At 58.0% G+C, this 15,074-nt stretch carries 10 protein-coding genes; 7 read left to right on the top strand and 3 right to left on the bottom strand.

Annotation, left to right across the window (positions count from 1 at the left end; all coding sequences use genetic code 11):
• Positions 1-2 precede the first annotated feature (2 nt).
• Entirely contained in the window at positions 3-1,673 is a 1,671-nt protein-coding gene (ligB, locus tag FFS28_RS15635) for an NAD-dependent DNA ligase LigB (RefSeq protein ID WP_137903419.1), read from the bottom strand.
• A 251-nt stretch (positions 1,674-1,924) separates the two neighbouring features.
• Between ligB and gmk the strand changes: the two genes are divergently transcribed.
• The 7 genes from gmk (at position 1,925) to FFS28_RS15600 (ending at position 11,097) form a co-directional block, all read left to right on the top strand.
• Entirely contained in the window at positions 1,925-2,548 is a 624-nt protein-coding gene (gmk, locus tag FFS28_RS15630) for a guanylate kinase (RefSeq protein WP_006177710.1), read from the top strand.
• A 54-nt stretch (positions 2,549-2,602) separates the two neighbouring features.
• On the top strand, positions 2,603-2,878 hold the full coding sequence (gene rpoZ, locus FFS28_RS15625; RefSeq protein ID WP_000135058.1) for a DNA-directed RNA polymerase subunit omega: 276 nt from the start codon (positions 2,603-2,605) through the stop codon (positions 2,876-2,878).
• A 19-nt stretch (positions 2,879-2,897) separates the two neighbouring features.
• On the top strand, positions 2,898-5,015 hold the full coding sequence (gene spoT, locus FFS28_RS15620; protein WP_006177709.1) for a bifunctional GTP diphosphokinase/guanosine-3',5'-bis pyrophosphate 3'-pyrophosphohydrolase: 2,118 nt from the start codon (positions 2,898-2,900) through the stop codon (positions 5,013-5,015).
• A 4-nt stretch (positions 5,016-5,019) separates the two neighbouring features.
• Positions 5,020-5,709 (top strand): tRNA (guanosine(18)-2'-O)-methyltransferase TrmH, encoded by a 690-nt coding sequence (trmH, locus tag FFS28_RS15615; RefSeq protein WP_058610855.1) that lies wholly within the window; start codon positions 5,020-5,022, stop codon positions 5,707-5,709.
• 3 nt (positions 5,710-5,712) lie between these two features.
• Positions 5,713-7,794 carry an ATP-dependent DNA helicase RecG gene (gene recG, locus FFS28_RS15610; protein WP_006177707.1) on the top strand — a complete coding sequence of 694 codons (2,082 nt, stop codon included), beginning with the start codon at positions 5,713-5,715 and terminating at the stop codon, positions 7,792-7,794.
• Between the two features lie 103 nt (positions 7,795-7,897).
• Positions 7,898-9,289, top strand: a complete 1,392-nt coding sequence (locus tag FFS28_RS15605) for a nucleobase:cation symporter-2 family protein (protein WP_006177706.1) — start codon at positions 7,898-7,900, stop codon at positions 9,287-9,289.
• Positions 9,290-9,408: 119 nt separating this feature from the next.
• Positions 9,409-11,097: an AsmA family protein gene (locus FFS28_RS15600; protein ID WP_137903418.1), complete on the top strand. Its 1,689-nt coding sequence runs from the start codon at positions 9,409-9,411 to the stop codon at positions 11,095-11,097.
• A gap of 91 nt (positions 11,098-11,188) precedes the next feature.
• Here FFS28_RS15600 and yicI read toward each other — a convergent pair whose 3' ends face one another.
• Positions 11,189-13,507 (bottom strand): alpha-xylosidase, encoded by a 2,319-nt coding sequence (yicI, locus tag FFS28_RS15595; RefSeq protein WP_137903417.1) that lies wholly within the window; start codon positions 13,505-13,507, stop codon positions 11,189-11,191.
• Between the two features lie 12 nt (positions 13,508-13,519).
• Positions 13,520-14,911, bottom strand: a complete 1,392-nt coding sequence (locus FFS28_RS15590) for a glycoside-pentoside-hexuronide family transporter (RefSeq protein WP_058610858.1) — start codon at positions 14,909-14,911, stop codon at positions 13,520-13,522.
• Between the last annotated feature and the right edge of the window lie 163 nt (positions 14,912-15,074).

The following is a 15,074-nucleotide window of genomic DNA, read 5'->3' as shown; positions in this document are numbered from 1 at the left end:
TTTCAGAATCCGTTGATGCGCTGTTCGGCAAGCCATGCTGCCAGCGCCTCGACCTGGGGATGGTGTAACCACTCGACTATTTGCAGCGCTTTTTCTTTTCCGGTCCCCGGCAGGTGTTGCCACTCTTCGGCGCGACGGCTGCGCATTGCCTGCCACGATGTATCCCCGGCGGCATTCAGCGTGGCTTTGGTTACCGGAATACCCATCGCCGTGATCCAGCGGATAAAAGGTTGTTCACGAATCAGGTTAAAACGATGCCAAAGCGCTACACCGCGTGCGGCGGAAAATCCCGGCGTAGACTGGATCTGCGCCTGGTTTAAGCGCAACCACGAAAAGATATGCTCAAAATGATGCGCCTGGTAAAGCGCACGCCAGCCAGCCTCCCCCAGACCCTTAACGTCCAGCCCCTGCGTCGAGCTTAGCCACGTTAACCGGCTAAAGAACTGATCCATACATTCTGGCGAGGCATAAAAACAGGTCAGTGAATGAAACTGCGACGCCGGAGGGCGTGGTTTTTGCCGCTCAACCCCACGCCAGATCACCTTTTCAAACCGCGGGATGCCTTGCCCGGCCAGGCTAATCAGAATGTGATCGCCCGGCGCAATATCCAGCCGTTGCCATCGGTCCACCGACCCCAGGCTCACCCGCTGCACGCGTTTATCATCCAGTTGCACGGGCGCCAGTAATGCGACGACGGAAATTTTTCCCGTTCTGCCCACAGCAAACTGAATGTCCCGAACGTCGGCTACCTGCGAAACCGGGGTGTATTTCCACGCGATGACCCAATTCCCCTCTCCGGGTAGCCAGCGTTCGCCGGCGGGTTCAACGGCCGAACGCACCACAACACCGTCCGTGACAAAGGGCAGAGGCGAGGTAAACCAGTGCGCGCGCTGTTTTTCGACCTCGTCTGCTGACTGGACTGGCAACGTATAGCGGGCCGTTAAATCAAAACCTGACTGCGATAACTGCGTAAGGTGCTGCTGCATGGCTTTGGGTCCATCAGGCCAGGCCCAGATAAACACGCCGATCTGCTTCAGCAGCGAGGCGTCCGCGTGTCGCATCATCGCCCCGGCAACTTTAGCCCGTGCGTTCATTCCGCCCATTTGCTGCTGGATGTGGTTATCACGCAGCAGAAACAGTTCGCCCTGCAGAACGCTGTTCGCCAGCGCGCCTTCGGTGGATTGAGGCACCCATGGCATTGCGCGTACCTGCGCGGTCCAGTCTTCACCTTTTACGCCATCCCCACGGCTGACGGCCTGACTTAATGTCCCGTTGCGGTACACCAGCGTTACCGCCACACCGTCCACTTTCGGCTGCACCCAGAGATCGCGTCGGTCGTACATCCACTGGCGAAGCGCCTCTTTACTGGCAACCTTCTGAACGCCCGTGTGGGCGATGGGATGTTTGACCGTTCCCTTCAGCGCGGGAAGGGACGACTCCGCAGGTGCGTTATCAAAACATCGCTGCCACTGGGCCAGGCGGGCGGTGAGCTGGTCGTAAATCTCATCACTCACCTCGCTTGTCCCTTCTTTCCAGTAGGCCTCATCCCAGCGTGTTTTCTGCGCGCTCAACGCCGCAATCTCTTTCTCTGCCTTCCCCTGCGACCAGACGGGGCATACCGCCACGCTACAACCGCACCACAACAGCATCACACTGCTTATCCATCGCCACATTGCTACCCCTCCTTTGCATTGGGAGTGGTATAACCCGGCGCGCATAACAACGCGATTAGCAACCTTTCACTTTGCGAGGCGTCATCCAGGCTTTCTTTTTGTTGCTGAAAACCAAAGATGAAACCTGAAAACGGCACGCAAAATTTAATAAACCATGGGAAAAAGTGTGACAAAGGCTACGTCACACAGCGCCGACGTGTATAATAAGCCCGTATGTAGGACTTCTTCGCTAACACATACAAAAGACTCTCATGGCTCAAGGCACGCTTTATATTGTTTCTGCCCCTAGTGGCGCGGGTAAATCCAGCCTTATTCAGGCACTGTTAAAAACCCAACCGTTGTACGACACACAGGTTTCTGTTTCTCACACCACGCGAGCACCGCGTCCGGGTGAGGTGCACGGTGAGCACTATTTCTTTGTGAATCACGACGAATTCAGAGCGATGATTGGCAGAGACGCGTTTCTTGAGCACGCTGAAGTTTTCGGTAACTACTACGGCACCTCGCGTGAAACCATTGAGCAGGTGCTGGCAACGGGCGTCAATGTGTTCCTGGATATCGACTGGCAGGGCGCGCAGCAGATCCGCAAGAAGATGCCGGACTCGCGCAGCATTTTTATACTGCCGCCGTCGAAAGATGAACTCGATCGCCGTCTGCGCGGTCGTGGTCAGGACAGCGAAGAGGTGATTGCAAAGCGTATGGCGCAGGCAGTTGCAGAAATGAGCCATTACGCGGAATATGATTACCTTATTGTGAATGATGATTTTGACGCCGCGCTGAGCGATCTCAAGACCATCCTTCGTGCAGAACGTCTGCGTATGAGCCGCCAGAAGCAGCGACATGACGCATTAATCACCAAACTGTTGGCAGACTGAACCCACTTTCAGTATCATGCCCAGTCATTTCTTCACCTGTGGAGCATTTTAAGTATGGCACGCGTAACTGTTCAGGACGCTGTAGAGAAAATTGGTAACCGTTTTGACCTGGTACTGGTCGCCGCGCGTCGCGCTCGTCAGATGCAGGTAGGCGGTAAAGATCCGCTGGTACCGGAAGAAAACGATAAAACCACCGTTATTGCACTTCGCGAAATCGAAGAAGGTCTGATCAACAACCAGATCCTCGACGTGCGTGAGCGCCAGGAGCAGCAAGAGCAGGAAGCCGCAGAACTGCAGGCCGTAACCGCCATTGCTGAAGGTCGTCGTTAATTAAACCTGCGGGTCGCCCTTGTATCTGTTTGAAAGCCTGAATCAACTGATTCAAACCTACCTGCCTGAAGACCAGATTAAGCGTCTTCAGCAGGCGTATCTCGTTGCACGTGACGCTCACGAGGGCCAGACACGTTCAAGCGGTGAACCCTATATCACGCACCCGGTTGCGGTAGCCTGTATTCTGGCCGAGATGAAACTCGACTACGAAACGCTGATGGCTGCCCTACTGCATGACGTGATCGAAGATACCCCTGCCACTTACCAGGATATGGAACAGCTGTTTGGCAAAAGCGTTGCTGAACTGGTGGAAGGGGTCTCTAAGCTTGATAAGCTGAACTTCCGCGATAAGAAAGAGGCGCAAGCCGAAAACTTCCGCAAGATGATTATGGCGATGGTGCAGGATATCCGCGTCATTCTCATCAAACTCGCTGACCGCACGCACAACATGCGCACGCTGGGCTCATTACGCCCGGACAAACGTCGCCGCATTGCCCGTGAAACCCTCGAAATTTACAGTCCGCTGGCGCACCGTTTAGGTATTCATCACATTAAAACCGAGCTGGAAGAGCTGGGTTTTGAAGCGTTGTACCCGAACCGCTATCGCGTAATTAAAGAGGTGGTGAAAGCCGCGCGCGGTAACCGTAAAGAGATGATCCAAAAAATCCTCTCTGAGATTGAAGGACGTTTACAGGAAGCGGGGATCCCCTGCCGCGTCAGCGGTCGCGAAAAACACCTGTACTCCATCTACTGCAAAATGGTGCTTAAAGAGCAGCGTTTTCACTCGATCATGGATATCTACGCGTTCCGCGTGATCGTCCAGGACTCGGACACCTGCTATCGCGTGCTGGGGCAGATGCACAGCCTGTATAAACCGCGTCCGGGGCGCGTGAAAGATTACATCGCCATTCCAAAAGCGAACGGCTATCAATCTTTGCACACCTCAATGATCGGGCCGCACGGTGTGCCTGTCGAAGTGCAGATCCGCACCGAAGATATGGACCAGATGGCGGAAATGGGTGTCGCGGCACACTGGGCCTATAAAGAGCACGGTGGCGAAAGCAGCACTACCGCACAGATCCGCGCCCAGCGCTGGATGCAAAGCCTGCTGGAACTGCAGCAGAGTGCGGGTAGCTCATTTGAATTCATTGAGAGCGTGAAATCCGATCTCTTCCCGGATGAGATTTACGTTTTCACACCAGAAGGGCGCATCGTCGAGCTGCCTGCTGGTGCCACACCGGTCGACTTCGCTTACGCCGTGCATACCGATATCGGTCATGCCTGCGTGGGCGCGCGCGTCGACAGACAGCCTTACCCGCTGTCGCAACCGCTCGCCAGCGGTCAAACGGTGGAAATTATTACCGCGCCGGGCGCACGTCCGAACGCGGCCTGGCTGAACTTTGTCGTCAGCTCCAAGGCGCGCGCCAAAATTCGTCAGCTGCTGAAAAACCTCAAGCGCGATGACTCCGTAAGCCTGGGTCGTCGTCTGCTCAACCACGCGTTGGGCGGCAGCCGTAAGCTCGCGGAGATCCCGCCAGAGAACATCCAGCATGAGCTGGAGCGCATGAAGCTCGCCTCGCTGGACGACCTGCTGGCCGAGATCGGCCTTGGTAACGCCATGAGCGTGGTGGTAGCGAAGAACCTGCAGCAGGGCGACACCGCCTCCGTGCCGCAGTCCACGACGCAAGGCCACGGTCATCTGCCGATTAAAGGCGCTGACGGCGTGCTCATTACCTTCGCGAAATGCTGTCGACCTATTCCCGGCGACCCGATCATTGCTCACGTCAGCCCGGGCAAAGGCCTGGTGATCCACCACGAGTCCTGCCGTAACATCCGCGGCTATCAGAAAGAAGCGGAGAAGTTTATGGCGGTCGAATGGGATAAAGAGACGGCGCAGGAATTTATCACCGAAATTAAGGTGGATATGTTCAACCACCAGGGTGCTCTGGCAAACCTGACGGCTGCCATCAACACCGCCTCTTCCAACATTCAAAGCCTGAACACGGAAGAGAAAGATGGCCGCGTGTATAGCGCCTTTATTCGCCTGACCGCGCGCGACCGTGTGCATCTGGCGAACATTATGCGCAAAATCCGCGTGATGCCAGACGTTATCAAAGTCACTCGTAACAGAAACTAGGCTTATGAATTCAGTACGTTATGCACGTATCTGTGAAATGCTCGCCAGGCGCCAGCCTGACCTGACGGTCTGCATGGAGCAGGTCCATAAGCCTCACAATGTATCCGCTATTGTCCGTACAGCAGACGCCGTCGGCGTGCACGAAGTCCACGCCGTCTGGCCGGGCGCGCGTATGCGTACGATGGTCTCGGCTGCCGCAGGCAGTAATAGCTGGGTCTCGGTTAAATCTCACCAGACAATAGGCGATGCCGTATCCCATCTTAAGGGCCGTGGCATGCAGGTGCTTGCGACCAACCTGTCCGATAAAGCCGTAGATTTTCGCGAGATCGACTACACCCGCCCGACCTGCATTCTGATGGGTCAGGAGAAAACCGGGATCAGCCAGGAAGCGCTGGATCTGGCGGATCGGGATATCATTATCCCGATGATCGGCATGGTACAGTCCCTCAACGTCTCCGTTGCCTCCGCGCTGATCCTGTATGAAGCACAGCGCCAGCGTCAGAACGCCGGAATGTACGCGCGCAGCAGCAGCATGCTGCCGGAAGAAGAACAGCAGCGACTGCTGTTTGAAGGGGGCTACCCGGTGCTGGCCCGCGTGGCGAAACAGAAAAAATTACCTTACCCCCACGTCAACGCGCAGGGCGAAATTGAAGCTGATGCCGAGTGGTGGTCTACCATGCAGTACGCAGGATAACCGATGAAAGGCCGCCTGCTGGATGCCATCCCGCTCAACAGCCTGACGGGCGTGGGCGCGGCGCAAAGCGGTAAGCTGGCAAAAATTGGCCTGCATACCGTGCAGGATCTCCTGCTTCACCTCCCCCTGCGGTATGAAGACCGCACCCAGCTGTACAAAATTGGCGATCTCCTGCCCGCAATTTACGCCACCGTTGAGGGCGAAGTGCTGAACTGCAACATCACGTTCGGCGGACGTCGAATGATGACCTGTCAAATCAGCGACGGCACCGGCATTCTCACCATGCGCTTTTTCAACTTCAACGCGGCGATGAAAAACAGCCTTGCTACCGGAAGGCGGGTACTGGCTTATGGCGAAGCCAAACGCGGAAAATACGGCGCAGAGATGATCCACCCCGAGTATCGCGTACAGGGCGATCTCAGCATGCCGGAACTCCAGGAGACGCTCACGCCGGTCTACCCGACGACCGAAGGGATCAAGCAAGCGACGCTGCGCAAGCTGACCGATCAGGCGCTTGAGCTGCTTGATACCTGTGCCATCGCCGAGTTACTGCCGCCGGAGCTGGCGCAGGGCATGATGAGCCTGCCGGAGGCGCTGCGTACCCTGCACCGTCCGCCACCGACGCTCCAGCTCATTGATTTAGAAAGCGGCACGCATCCCGCCCAGCGGCGGCTTATCCTTGAGGAATTACTGGCTCACAACCTGAGCATGCTGGCCCTGCGTGCGGGAGCGCAGCGCTTCCACGCCCAGCCGTTAAGCCAGCGTGATGAGCTCAAAGATAAGCTTCTGGCCTCGCTGCCATTTAAGCCGACAGGCGCACAGGCGCGTGTCACCGCCGAAATTGAGCGCGATATGGCACTCGACGTGCCGATGATGCGTCTGGTTCAGGGCGACGTCGGTTCCGGTAAAACGCTGGTTGCCGCGCTGGCCGCATTGCGCGCCATTGCCCACGGCAAGCAGGTGGCACTGATGGCACCGACCGAACTGCTGGCCGAACAGCACGCCAATAACTTCCGCGCCTGGTTCGCCCCGCTTGGGGTTGAGGTGGGCTGGCTGGCCGGCAAGCAGAAGGGCAAAGCCCGTCTTGCGCAGCAGGAGGCGATTGCCAGCGGCCAGGTACAGATGATTGTTGGCACCCACGCCATCTTCCAGGAACAGGTCCAGTTTAACGGCCTGGCGCTGGTGATCATCGATGAACAGCACCGCTTTGGCGTGCATCAGCGTCTGGCGCTGTGGGAAAAGGGGCTGCAACAGGGCTACCATCCGCATCAGCTGATCATGACCGCCACGCCTATCCCGCGCACGCTGGCGATGACCGCCTACGCCGATCTCGATACCTCTACCATTGACGAGCTGCCGCCGGGCCGTACGCCGGTGACGACGGTCGCTATCCCGGACACGCGTCGCAGCGATATTATCGACCGCGTGCGCAACGCCTGCATGCAGGAAGGGCGTCAGGCCTACTGGGTGTGTACGCTGATTGAAGAGTCTGACCTGCTTGAAGCGCAGGCCGCAGAAGCCACCTGGGAAGAGCTTAAGCTGGCGCTACCGGAGCTGAACGTTGGCCTGGTGCACGGGCGTATGAAGCCCGCCGAGAAGCAGGCGGTCATGCAGGCCTTTAAACAGGGCGAGCTGCATCTTCTGATTGCCACAACGGTCATCGAAGTGGGCGTGGACGTGCCAAACGCCAGCCTGATGATTGTTGAAAACCCGGAGCGCCTGGGTCTTGCGCAACTCCACCAGCTGCGCGGGCGCGTTGGCCGCGGCGCGGTGGCCTCCCACTGCGTTCTGCTTTATAAAGCGCCGTTGTCCAAAACCGCGCAGATGCGTCTGCAGGTCTTACGCGACAGCAACGATGGTTTCGTGATTGCGCAAAAAGATCTGGAAATCCGCGGGCCGGGCGAATTGCTGGGCACGCGTCAGACGGGCAACGCCGAGTTTAAGGTAGCGGATTTAATGCGCGATCAGGCCATGATCCCCGAAGTTCAGCGCCTCGCCCGCCATATTCATGAACGCTACCCCGAGCAGGCGGCAGCGCTTATCGAACGCTGGATGCCTGAAACCGAGCGCTACTCCAACGCCTGAAAACGCCACAGAATCCCCCTCAGAAAAATTTCTAAATGCAATCGTTTGCTTTTACCAACTGGTCAGATAAAATGCCCGCTTTTCCACCGTGGGATTGCCGCCGATGTCCGTTAACACCATAGAGTCTCCTGATGCGCAACCGATTGCGCAGAAGCAAAACAGTGAACTGATCTACCGTCTTGAGGACCGCCCGCCGCTGCCTCAAACGCTGTTCGCCGCGTGTCAGCACCTGCTGGCAATGTTCGTGGCGGTGATCACCCCTGCGTTATTGATTTGCCAGGCGCTCGGTTTACCGGCTCAGGATACTCAGCACATCATCAGCATGTCCCTGTTCGCCTCCGGTGTGGCCTCCATTATTCAAATTAAAGCGTGGGGTCCGGTAGGGTCCGGGCTGCTGTCGATTCAGGGCACCAGTTTTAACTTTGTGGCCCCGCTGATCATGGGCGGTACGGCACTGAAAACCGGCGGTGCGGACGTCCCGACGATGATGGCAGCGCTGTTCGGCACGCTGATGCTGGCAAGCTGCACGGAGATGGTCATCTCCCGCGTGCTGCACCTGGCGCGCCGGGTGATCACGCCGCTGGTTTCCGGCGTGGTGGTGATGATTATCGGCCTGTCGCTGATACAGGTTGGCCTGACGTCCATCGGCGGTGGCTATGCGGCGATGAACGACCACACCTTTGGCGCACCAAAAAACCTGCTGCTGGCAGGCATCGTGCTGGCGATTATCATTCTGCTTAACCGTCAGCGTAACCCGTATCTGCGCGTGGCATCGCTGGTGATTGCGATGGCGGCTGGCTACCTGATGGCGTGGGCGCTGGGCATGCTGCCGGAGAACACCGCCCCTGCCAATGCGGCGCTCATTACTGTCCCCACCCCGCTGTACTACGGCCTGGGCATTGACTGGGGTCTGCTGCTGCCGCTGATGCTGGTCTTTATGATCACCTCGCTCGAAACCATCGGCGACATTACGGCCACCTCCGACGTCTCCGAGCAGCCGGTCTCCGGCCCGCTGTACATGAAGCGTCTTAAAGGCGGCGTGCTGGCGAACGGCCTGAACTCGTTCGTCTCGGCGGTGTTCAACACCTTCCCGAACTCCTGCTTCGGCCAGAACAACGGCGTGATTCAGCTGACCGGCGTTGCCAGCCGCTACGTGGGTTTTGTGGTCGCCCTGATGTTGATTGTGCTCGGTCTGTTCCCGGCGGTAAGCGGCTTTGTGCAGCACATCCCTGAGCCAGTGCTTGGCGGCGCAACGCTGGTAATGTTCGGCACCATTGCGGCGTCCGGCGTGCGTATCGTCTCACGCGAGCCGCTGAACCGCCGCGCAATCATGATTATCGCCCTGTCGCTGGCCGTCGGTCTTGGCGTCTCTCAGCAGCCGCTGATCCTGCAGTTTGCCCCTGACTGGGTGAAAAACCTGCTCTCTTCCGGCATCGCCGCCGGGGGGATCACCGCTATCGTTCTGAACCTTGTGTTCCCGCCTGAAAAGAACTGATCGCCATCACGGCAGGCTGTCAACGCCTGCCGTGACATCTCTTTACACCATTCCCGCCTTGAGGATTGCGCATAAATCGTGCATAACTCCTCTATGTGCGTTTCACGGGATGGAAGACCATGAAATTTATTGGAAAGCTACTTGTCTATCTTTTGGTGGCCCTGCTTATCGTAGTGCTGGCATTCTATTTTCTGCTTCAGACACGCTGGGGCGCGTCGCAGGCCAGCAGTTGGGTAACGGAAAATACCGCCTACGAACTCAATTTCGATCAGATGGATCACCGCTTTTCATCGCCTTCCCACATCGTTCTCAAAAACGTCACCTTCGGGCGCGATGGCAAACCCGCCACGCTGGTCGCCAAAACGGTCGATATTGGTCTGAGCAGCCGTCAAATTACCGATCCGCTGCATATGGACACCATTACCCTGTTTGACGGGACGTTGAACCTCTCCCCGCAGACCGCGCCGCTGCCTTTCCAGGCAGACCGCCTGCAGTTGAACAACATGGCTTTTAACAGCCCGAATACCGAGTGGGATTTGAGCGCGCAAAAAGTGACGGGCGGCGTGAGCCCGTGGCAGCCCGAGGCGGGTAACGTGCTGGGCAAAAATGCGCAGATCCAGATGAGCGCGGGTTCGCTCACCCTGAACGGCGTCCCGGCGACCAACGTGCTGATTGAGGGCAAACTCAACGGTAAGGAGGTGGTGCTTAACACCATCGGTGCCGATATGGCGCGCGGCTCGCTCACCGGCTCGGCCCAGCGCAACGCCGATGGCGGCTGGGTTATCGATACCCTGCGTCTGAATGATATCCGCCTGCAGAGCGAAAAAACGCTCGCCGATTTCTTCGCGCCGCTCACCACCGTTCCGTCCCTGCAGATTGGTCGGCTGGAAGTGACCGACGCGCGTCTTCAGGGGCCGGACTGGGCGGTGACCGATCTTGATTTAAGCCTGCGCAACCTGACGCTCGCCAAAGGCGACTGGCAGAGCCAGGACGGGCGTCTGTCGATGAACGCCAGCGAGTTTATCTACGGCTCGCTGCATCTGTTCGATCCTATTCTGAATACGGAGTTCTCCCCGCAGGGCATCACGCTGCGTCAGTTCACCTCCCGCTGGGAAGGCGGTATGGTCCGCACGTCCGGCAACTGGCTGCGCGACGGTAAAGCGCTGGTCCTGGACGACGCCGCCATCGCCGGGCTGGAGTACACCCTGCCCGAAAACTGGAAAACGCTGTGGATGGAGCCATTGCCGGAGTGGCTGAACAGCGTGACGCTGAAAAAATTCGGCCTGAGCCGCAATCTGGTCATTGATATCGATCCGGCCTTCCCGTGGCAGATAACCTCGCTTGACGGTTACGGCGCGAACCTGCAGCTGGCTAAAGATCGCCAGTGGGGCGTATGGGGCGGCAGCGCAACGCTCAACGGCGCGGCGGCCACCTTTAACCGTGTTGACGTTCGGCGTCCGTCTCTGGCGCTGAATGCGAACGCCACGACGGTGAACATTACCGAGCTTAGCGCCTTTACGGAAAAAGGCATTCTGGAAGCGACGGCGACGGTTTCACAGCTGGCGCAGCGTCAAACCACCGTCAGCCTGAATGGCCGCGGCGTACCGCTCAACATCATCAACCAGTGGGGATGGCCCGCATTGCCAATCGCGGGCGACGGCAATATGCAACTGACCGCCAGCGGCAGCATCCAGGCCCACGCGCCGCTGAAGCCAACGGTTAACGGGAAGCTGAATGCGGTGAATATGGATAAACAGCAGGTGCAGCAGACAATGACAGGCGGAGTGGTATCAACACCTGTGCAATAAATAAGCCGGGTGGCGGCTGCGCCTTACCCGGCCTAGAAAAATACTGCATCGTAGGCCCGGTAAGCGAAGCGCCACCGGGCATTTTTTCAGCTCAGAGGTGAACAACCACCTCATTTCCCTCGGCTTTCACCACCACGCCCCACTCGCTACCTGCGTGTGAACCGCCCTTCACGCTGCCCACCTTCTGCACGTTGCGCAAGCAGACTGACCAGTTCCGCGCCTCGCCAGCCCCTGCAATCGTGATGCTGTCGCCCTGACGTGACGCCTTCAGCGTAAATGCCACGGAGCCGTCAGCCGCAGGGACGTCGCTCACCGCCGTCACACCGTCATTCAGGCTAAACAGCTGGAAGGCGGTGCCCTCATTCCACGCATAGTCCGGCTTGCGATCGTTGTTGCCCAGCGCCAGCAGGGTGTTATCACGCACATAGACCGGCAGGCTCAGGAAATCGTGCTGCTGCCTATGCCAGCGGCTGCCCTGAAGTTCATCGTTATGCCACAGGTGCGTCCAACGCCCTTCCGGCAGATAAAACTGCACGTCGCCCGCTTCGGAGAACACCGGCGCAACCATCACCGCATCCCCCAGCATGTACTGACGGTCAAGATAATCACACGCCGGATCGTCCGGGAACTCCAGCATCATTGCGCGCAGCATCGGCGTCCCGAACTCGCGGGCCAGCGCCGCCTGGCGATACAGGTACGGCATCATCCGGCATTTTAGCTGGGTGAAGTGGCGTACCACGTCGCAAGATTCGTCATCGTACGCCCACGGCACACGATAGGATTTGCTGCCATGCAGGCGGCTATGGCTGGAGAACAGACCGAAGGCACACCAGCGTTTATAGACGTGCGCTGGGGCGGTGTTTTCGAACCCGCCGATATCGTGGCTCCAGAAACCAAAGCCGGACAGACCAATCGACAGCCCGCCGCGCAGGCTTTCTGCCATAGATTCATAGTTGGCGTAGCAGTCGCCGCCCCAGTGAACCGGGAATTGTTGTGCACCGACGGACGCCGAGCGGGCAAACAGCACCGCCTCGTCTTCGCCCACCGTCTCTTTTAGCACGTTCCACACCAGTTCGTTGTAAATGTAGGCGTAGTGGTTATGCATCTTCTGCGGATCGGCCCCGTCGAACCACTGCACATCTGTCGGGATGCGCTCGCCGAAGTCGGTTTTAAAGCAATCCACGCCAATATCCACCAGGCCCTTGAGCTTGTCGGCATACCATCGGCAGGCTTCCGGGTTGGTAAAGTCATAAATCGCCAGCCCCGGCTGCCATTTATCCCACTGCCACAGCGAACCGTCCGGGCGCTTGAGCAAATAGCCTTTCTCTTTCAGCTCTTTAAACACCGGCGACTTCTGGCCGATATAGGGGTTGATCCACACGCAGACCTTCAGCCCCTTCTCCTTGAGGCGGCGGATCATCCCTTTCGGGTCCGGGAAGGTCACCGGGTCCCACTCAAAATCACACCACTGGAAGGCCTTCATCCAGAAACAGTCGAAGTGGAAGACGTGCAGGGGCAGGTCGCGTTCGGCCATGCCGTCGATAAAGCTGTTAACCGTCGCTTCGTCGTAGTTGGTGGTAAATGAGGTGGTCAGCCACAGGCCAAACGACCACGCGGGCGGCAGCGCCGGACGGCCAGTAAACTGCGTGTAGCGGTTGAGCACCTCTTTCGGCGTCGGGCCGTCGATCACGAAATATTCCAGATATTCGCCTTCAACGCTGAACTGCACCTTAGAGACTTTCTCAGAGCCGATCTCAAACGACACGTTTTCCGGATGGTTCACCAGCACGCCGTAGCCGCGGTTGGTGAGGTAGAACGGGATGTTTTTGTAGGATTGCTCGGTGCTGGTGCCGCCATCGCGGTTCCAGGTTTCCACCATCTGGCCGTTGCGCACCAGCGCGGTAAAACGCTCGCCCAGGCCGTAGACCGTTTCCCCTACCCCCAGGTCCAGACGCTCGAACATGTAGTTGTGATCGGTGTTACCGTCCTGCACGTAGCCGTTATTTTTCAGCTGGCTGCCGGTAATCCGCTGTCCGTTGCGCAAGAAGTCCAGCGCCCAGAATTCCCCTTTGGTCACGCGCACGCTGATGCTGCCGCTTTTCAGCTCGGCAAACTCCGCGTTGTTTTCAATCTCGACCTTCACGTCGTTGAGAACGTTCAGCGGATAGTGCGGGCCGTTATCCAGCGCGCCCTGGAAATGCTCGATACGCACCCCGACAATCCCCTCCTGCGGGGCAAACAGGCGAACGGTGAACATCAATGTATCGAGCTGCCAGGTGCGTTCGCGCACGTCGCGCGGTGCCACGTACACCACCAGGTCGTTGCCCTGCTGCTCCACATCGAACACCTGAACCGGATACGTCACGTTCAGGCCCGGTTGAATAAGCCAGTTTCCATCACTGATTTTCATCTTCTCGTCCTCTTAGTTCTGTAATTCTTTGCTGACCGGCAGGTTCTCAAATTCCTGCTGATTGCGGCGCGCGCCCTGCGCCAGCTCGCCCATGATTTTGATCAGGAACGGCGTTTTCAGCGTGTAATAGCGTTTGGCGATAATGGCGCTCAGCACGTAGCAGATGGCCGGAACCAGGGTAAACAGGCCAACGATGATGCTGATGGTCGCGCTGTTCTGGGTTTTGGCCGCCGCGTCATACCCGCCGCCTGCCAGCATCCAGCCGATCAATGCCCCGCCCAGCGCCAGGCCAAGCTTGAGCACGAACAAGGTACCCGCGAAGCTGATGCCGGTCAGGCGTTTGCCGTTAGTCCATTCACCGTAGTCGACGGTATCGGACATCATCACCCACTGGATTGGCGTTACCAGCTGGTGCAGCACGCCAATGACGAAGATGAAGGCGAACATCAGGACGGTGGCATGCATCGGCACGAAGAACATCGCCACGCTCACCACAGCCAGCGCGGCGTTGGTCCACCAGAAGATGCTGACCTTGCATTTCCAGTCGGTGAGCGGTTTAGCCAGCGCGGAGCCAATCAGGTTGCCGACGCAGTAGGTGGTGAGGAACGCGACGAACACTTCTGGCGAGCCCATGATCCAGGTGCAGTAGTACATCATCGCGCCGCCGCGCACGCAGACGGCGAGAATGTTGAGGATGGTGAGCACGCCCACGATGCGCCACTGGTCGTTGTGCCAGATGTCGCGCAGGTCTTCACGCATGGAGGTGGTGCTCGGCGGCACCTGGATACGCTCTTTGGTGGTGAAGAAGCAGAACGCCAGCATCAGAAACGCGACCACCGACAGCACGGCGATCCCGCCCTGGAAACCAAAGGCTTTGTCTTCCCCGCCAATCAGCTTCACCAGCGGCATCATCAGCACCGTGGAGAGCATCCCGCCCGCCGTCGCCAGCACAAAGCGCCAGGACTGCAGGGAGATACGCTGCGTCGGGTCGTTGGTGATCACCCCGCCCAGCGCGCAGTAAGGAATATTCACCACGGTATAGAGCAGGGTCAGCAGCGTGTAGGTGACGGCAGCGTAAATCATTTTGCCGTTCAGGCTGAGGTCTGGCGTGGTGTAGGCCAGCACGCAGACGATGCCAAACGGGATCGCGCCGAACAGTATCCACGGACGGAACTTGCCCCAGCGGCTGCGGGTGCGGTCGGCGATCAACCCCATGCACGGGTCGGAGATGGCATCCAGGGCGCGCGCCAGCAGGAACATGGTGCCGACAAACCCGGCGGGGATACCAAAGATATCGGTGTAGAAAAACATCATATACAACATGACGTTATCAAAAATGATATGGCTGGCGGCATCGCCCATGCCGTAGCCAATCTTCTCTTTTACAGACAGTACTTCGCTCATATTTTTTTATCCTTCACGCTGTAGGGGGCGCTGAGACCGGTTACCGTGTTTTTAAACCATTGTTTCGAAGACGGGTATTCTGATTTCTGGTTAGCAAGTTATGTTTCTTGTTTTTTGTGATCGCGATAAAAGTTGACGAGCACGAAAAGCTAACCTGAGGATT

Origin of the sequence: Enterobacter sp. 2VL, from assembly GCF_005503595.1 — a bacterium.
Classification (GTDB): Bacteria; Pseudomonadota; Gammaproteobacteria; order Enterobacterales; family Enterobacteriaceae; genus Enterobacter; species Enterobacter cancerogenus.
This window is presented reverse-complemented; position numbering and strand designations above follow the sequence as displayed.

Bases quoted from the DNA above. Each gene is read 5' to 3' on its own strand.
- FFS28_RS15600 (WP_137903418.1), top strand. From the start codon at position 9,409: ATGAAATTTATTGGAAAGCTACTTGTCTATCTTTTGGTGGCCCTGCTT.
- gmk (WP_006177710.1), top strand. From the start codon at position 1,925: ATGGCTCAAGGCACGCTTTATATTGTTTCTGCCCCTAGTGGCGCGGGT.
- trmH (WP_058610855.1), top strand. From the start codon at position 5,020: ATGAATTCAGTACGTTATGCACGTATCTGTGAAATGCTCGCCAGGCGC.
- FFS28_RS15590 (WP_058610858.1), bottom strand. From the start codon at position 14,911: ATGAGCGAAGTACTGTCTGTAAAAGAGAAGATTGGCTACGGCATGGGC.
- recG (WP_006177707.1), top strand. From the start codon at position 5,713: ATGAAAGGCCGCCTGCTGGATGCCATCCCGCTCAACAGCCTGACGGGC.
- rpoZ (WP_000135058.1), top strand. From the start codon at position 2,603: ATGGCACGCGTAACTGTTCAGGACGCTGTAGAGAAAATTGGTAACCGT.
- yicI (WP_137903417.1), bottom strand. From the start codon at position 13,507: ATGAAAATCAGTGATGGAAACTGGCTTATTCAACCGGGCCTGAACGTG.
- ligB (WP_137903419.1), bottom strand. From the start codon at position 1,673: ATGTGGCGATGGATAAGCAGTGTGATGCTGTTGTGGTGCGGTTGTAGC.
- FFS28_RS15605 (WP_006177706.1), top strand. From the start codon at position 7,898: ATGTCCGTTAACACCATAGAGTCTCCTGATGCGCAACCGATTGCGCAG.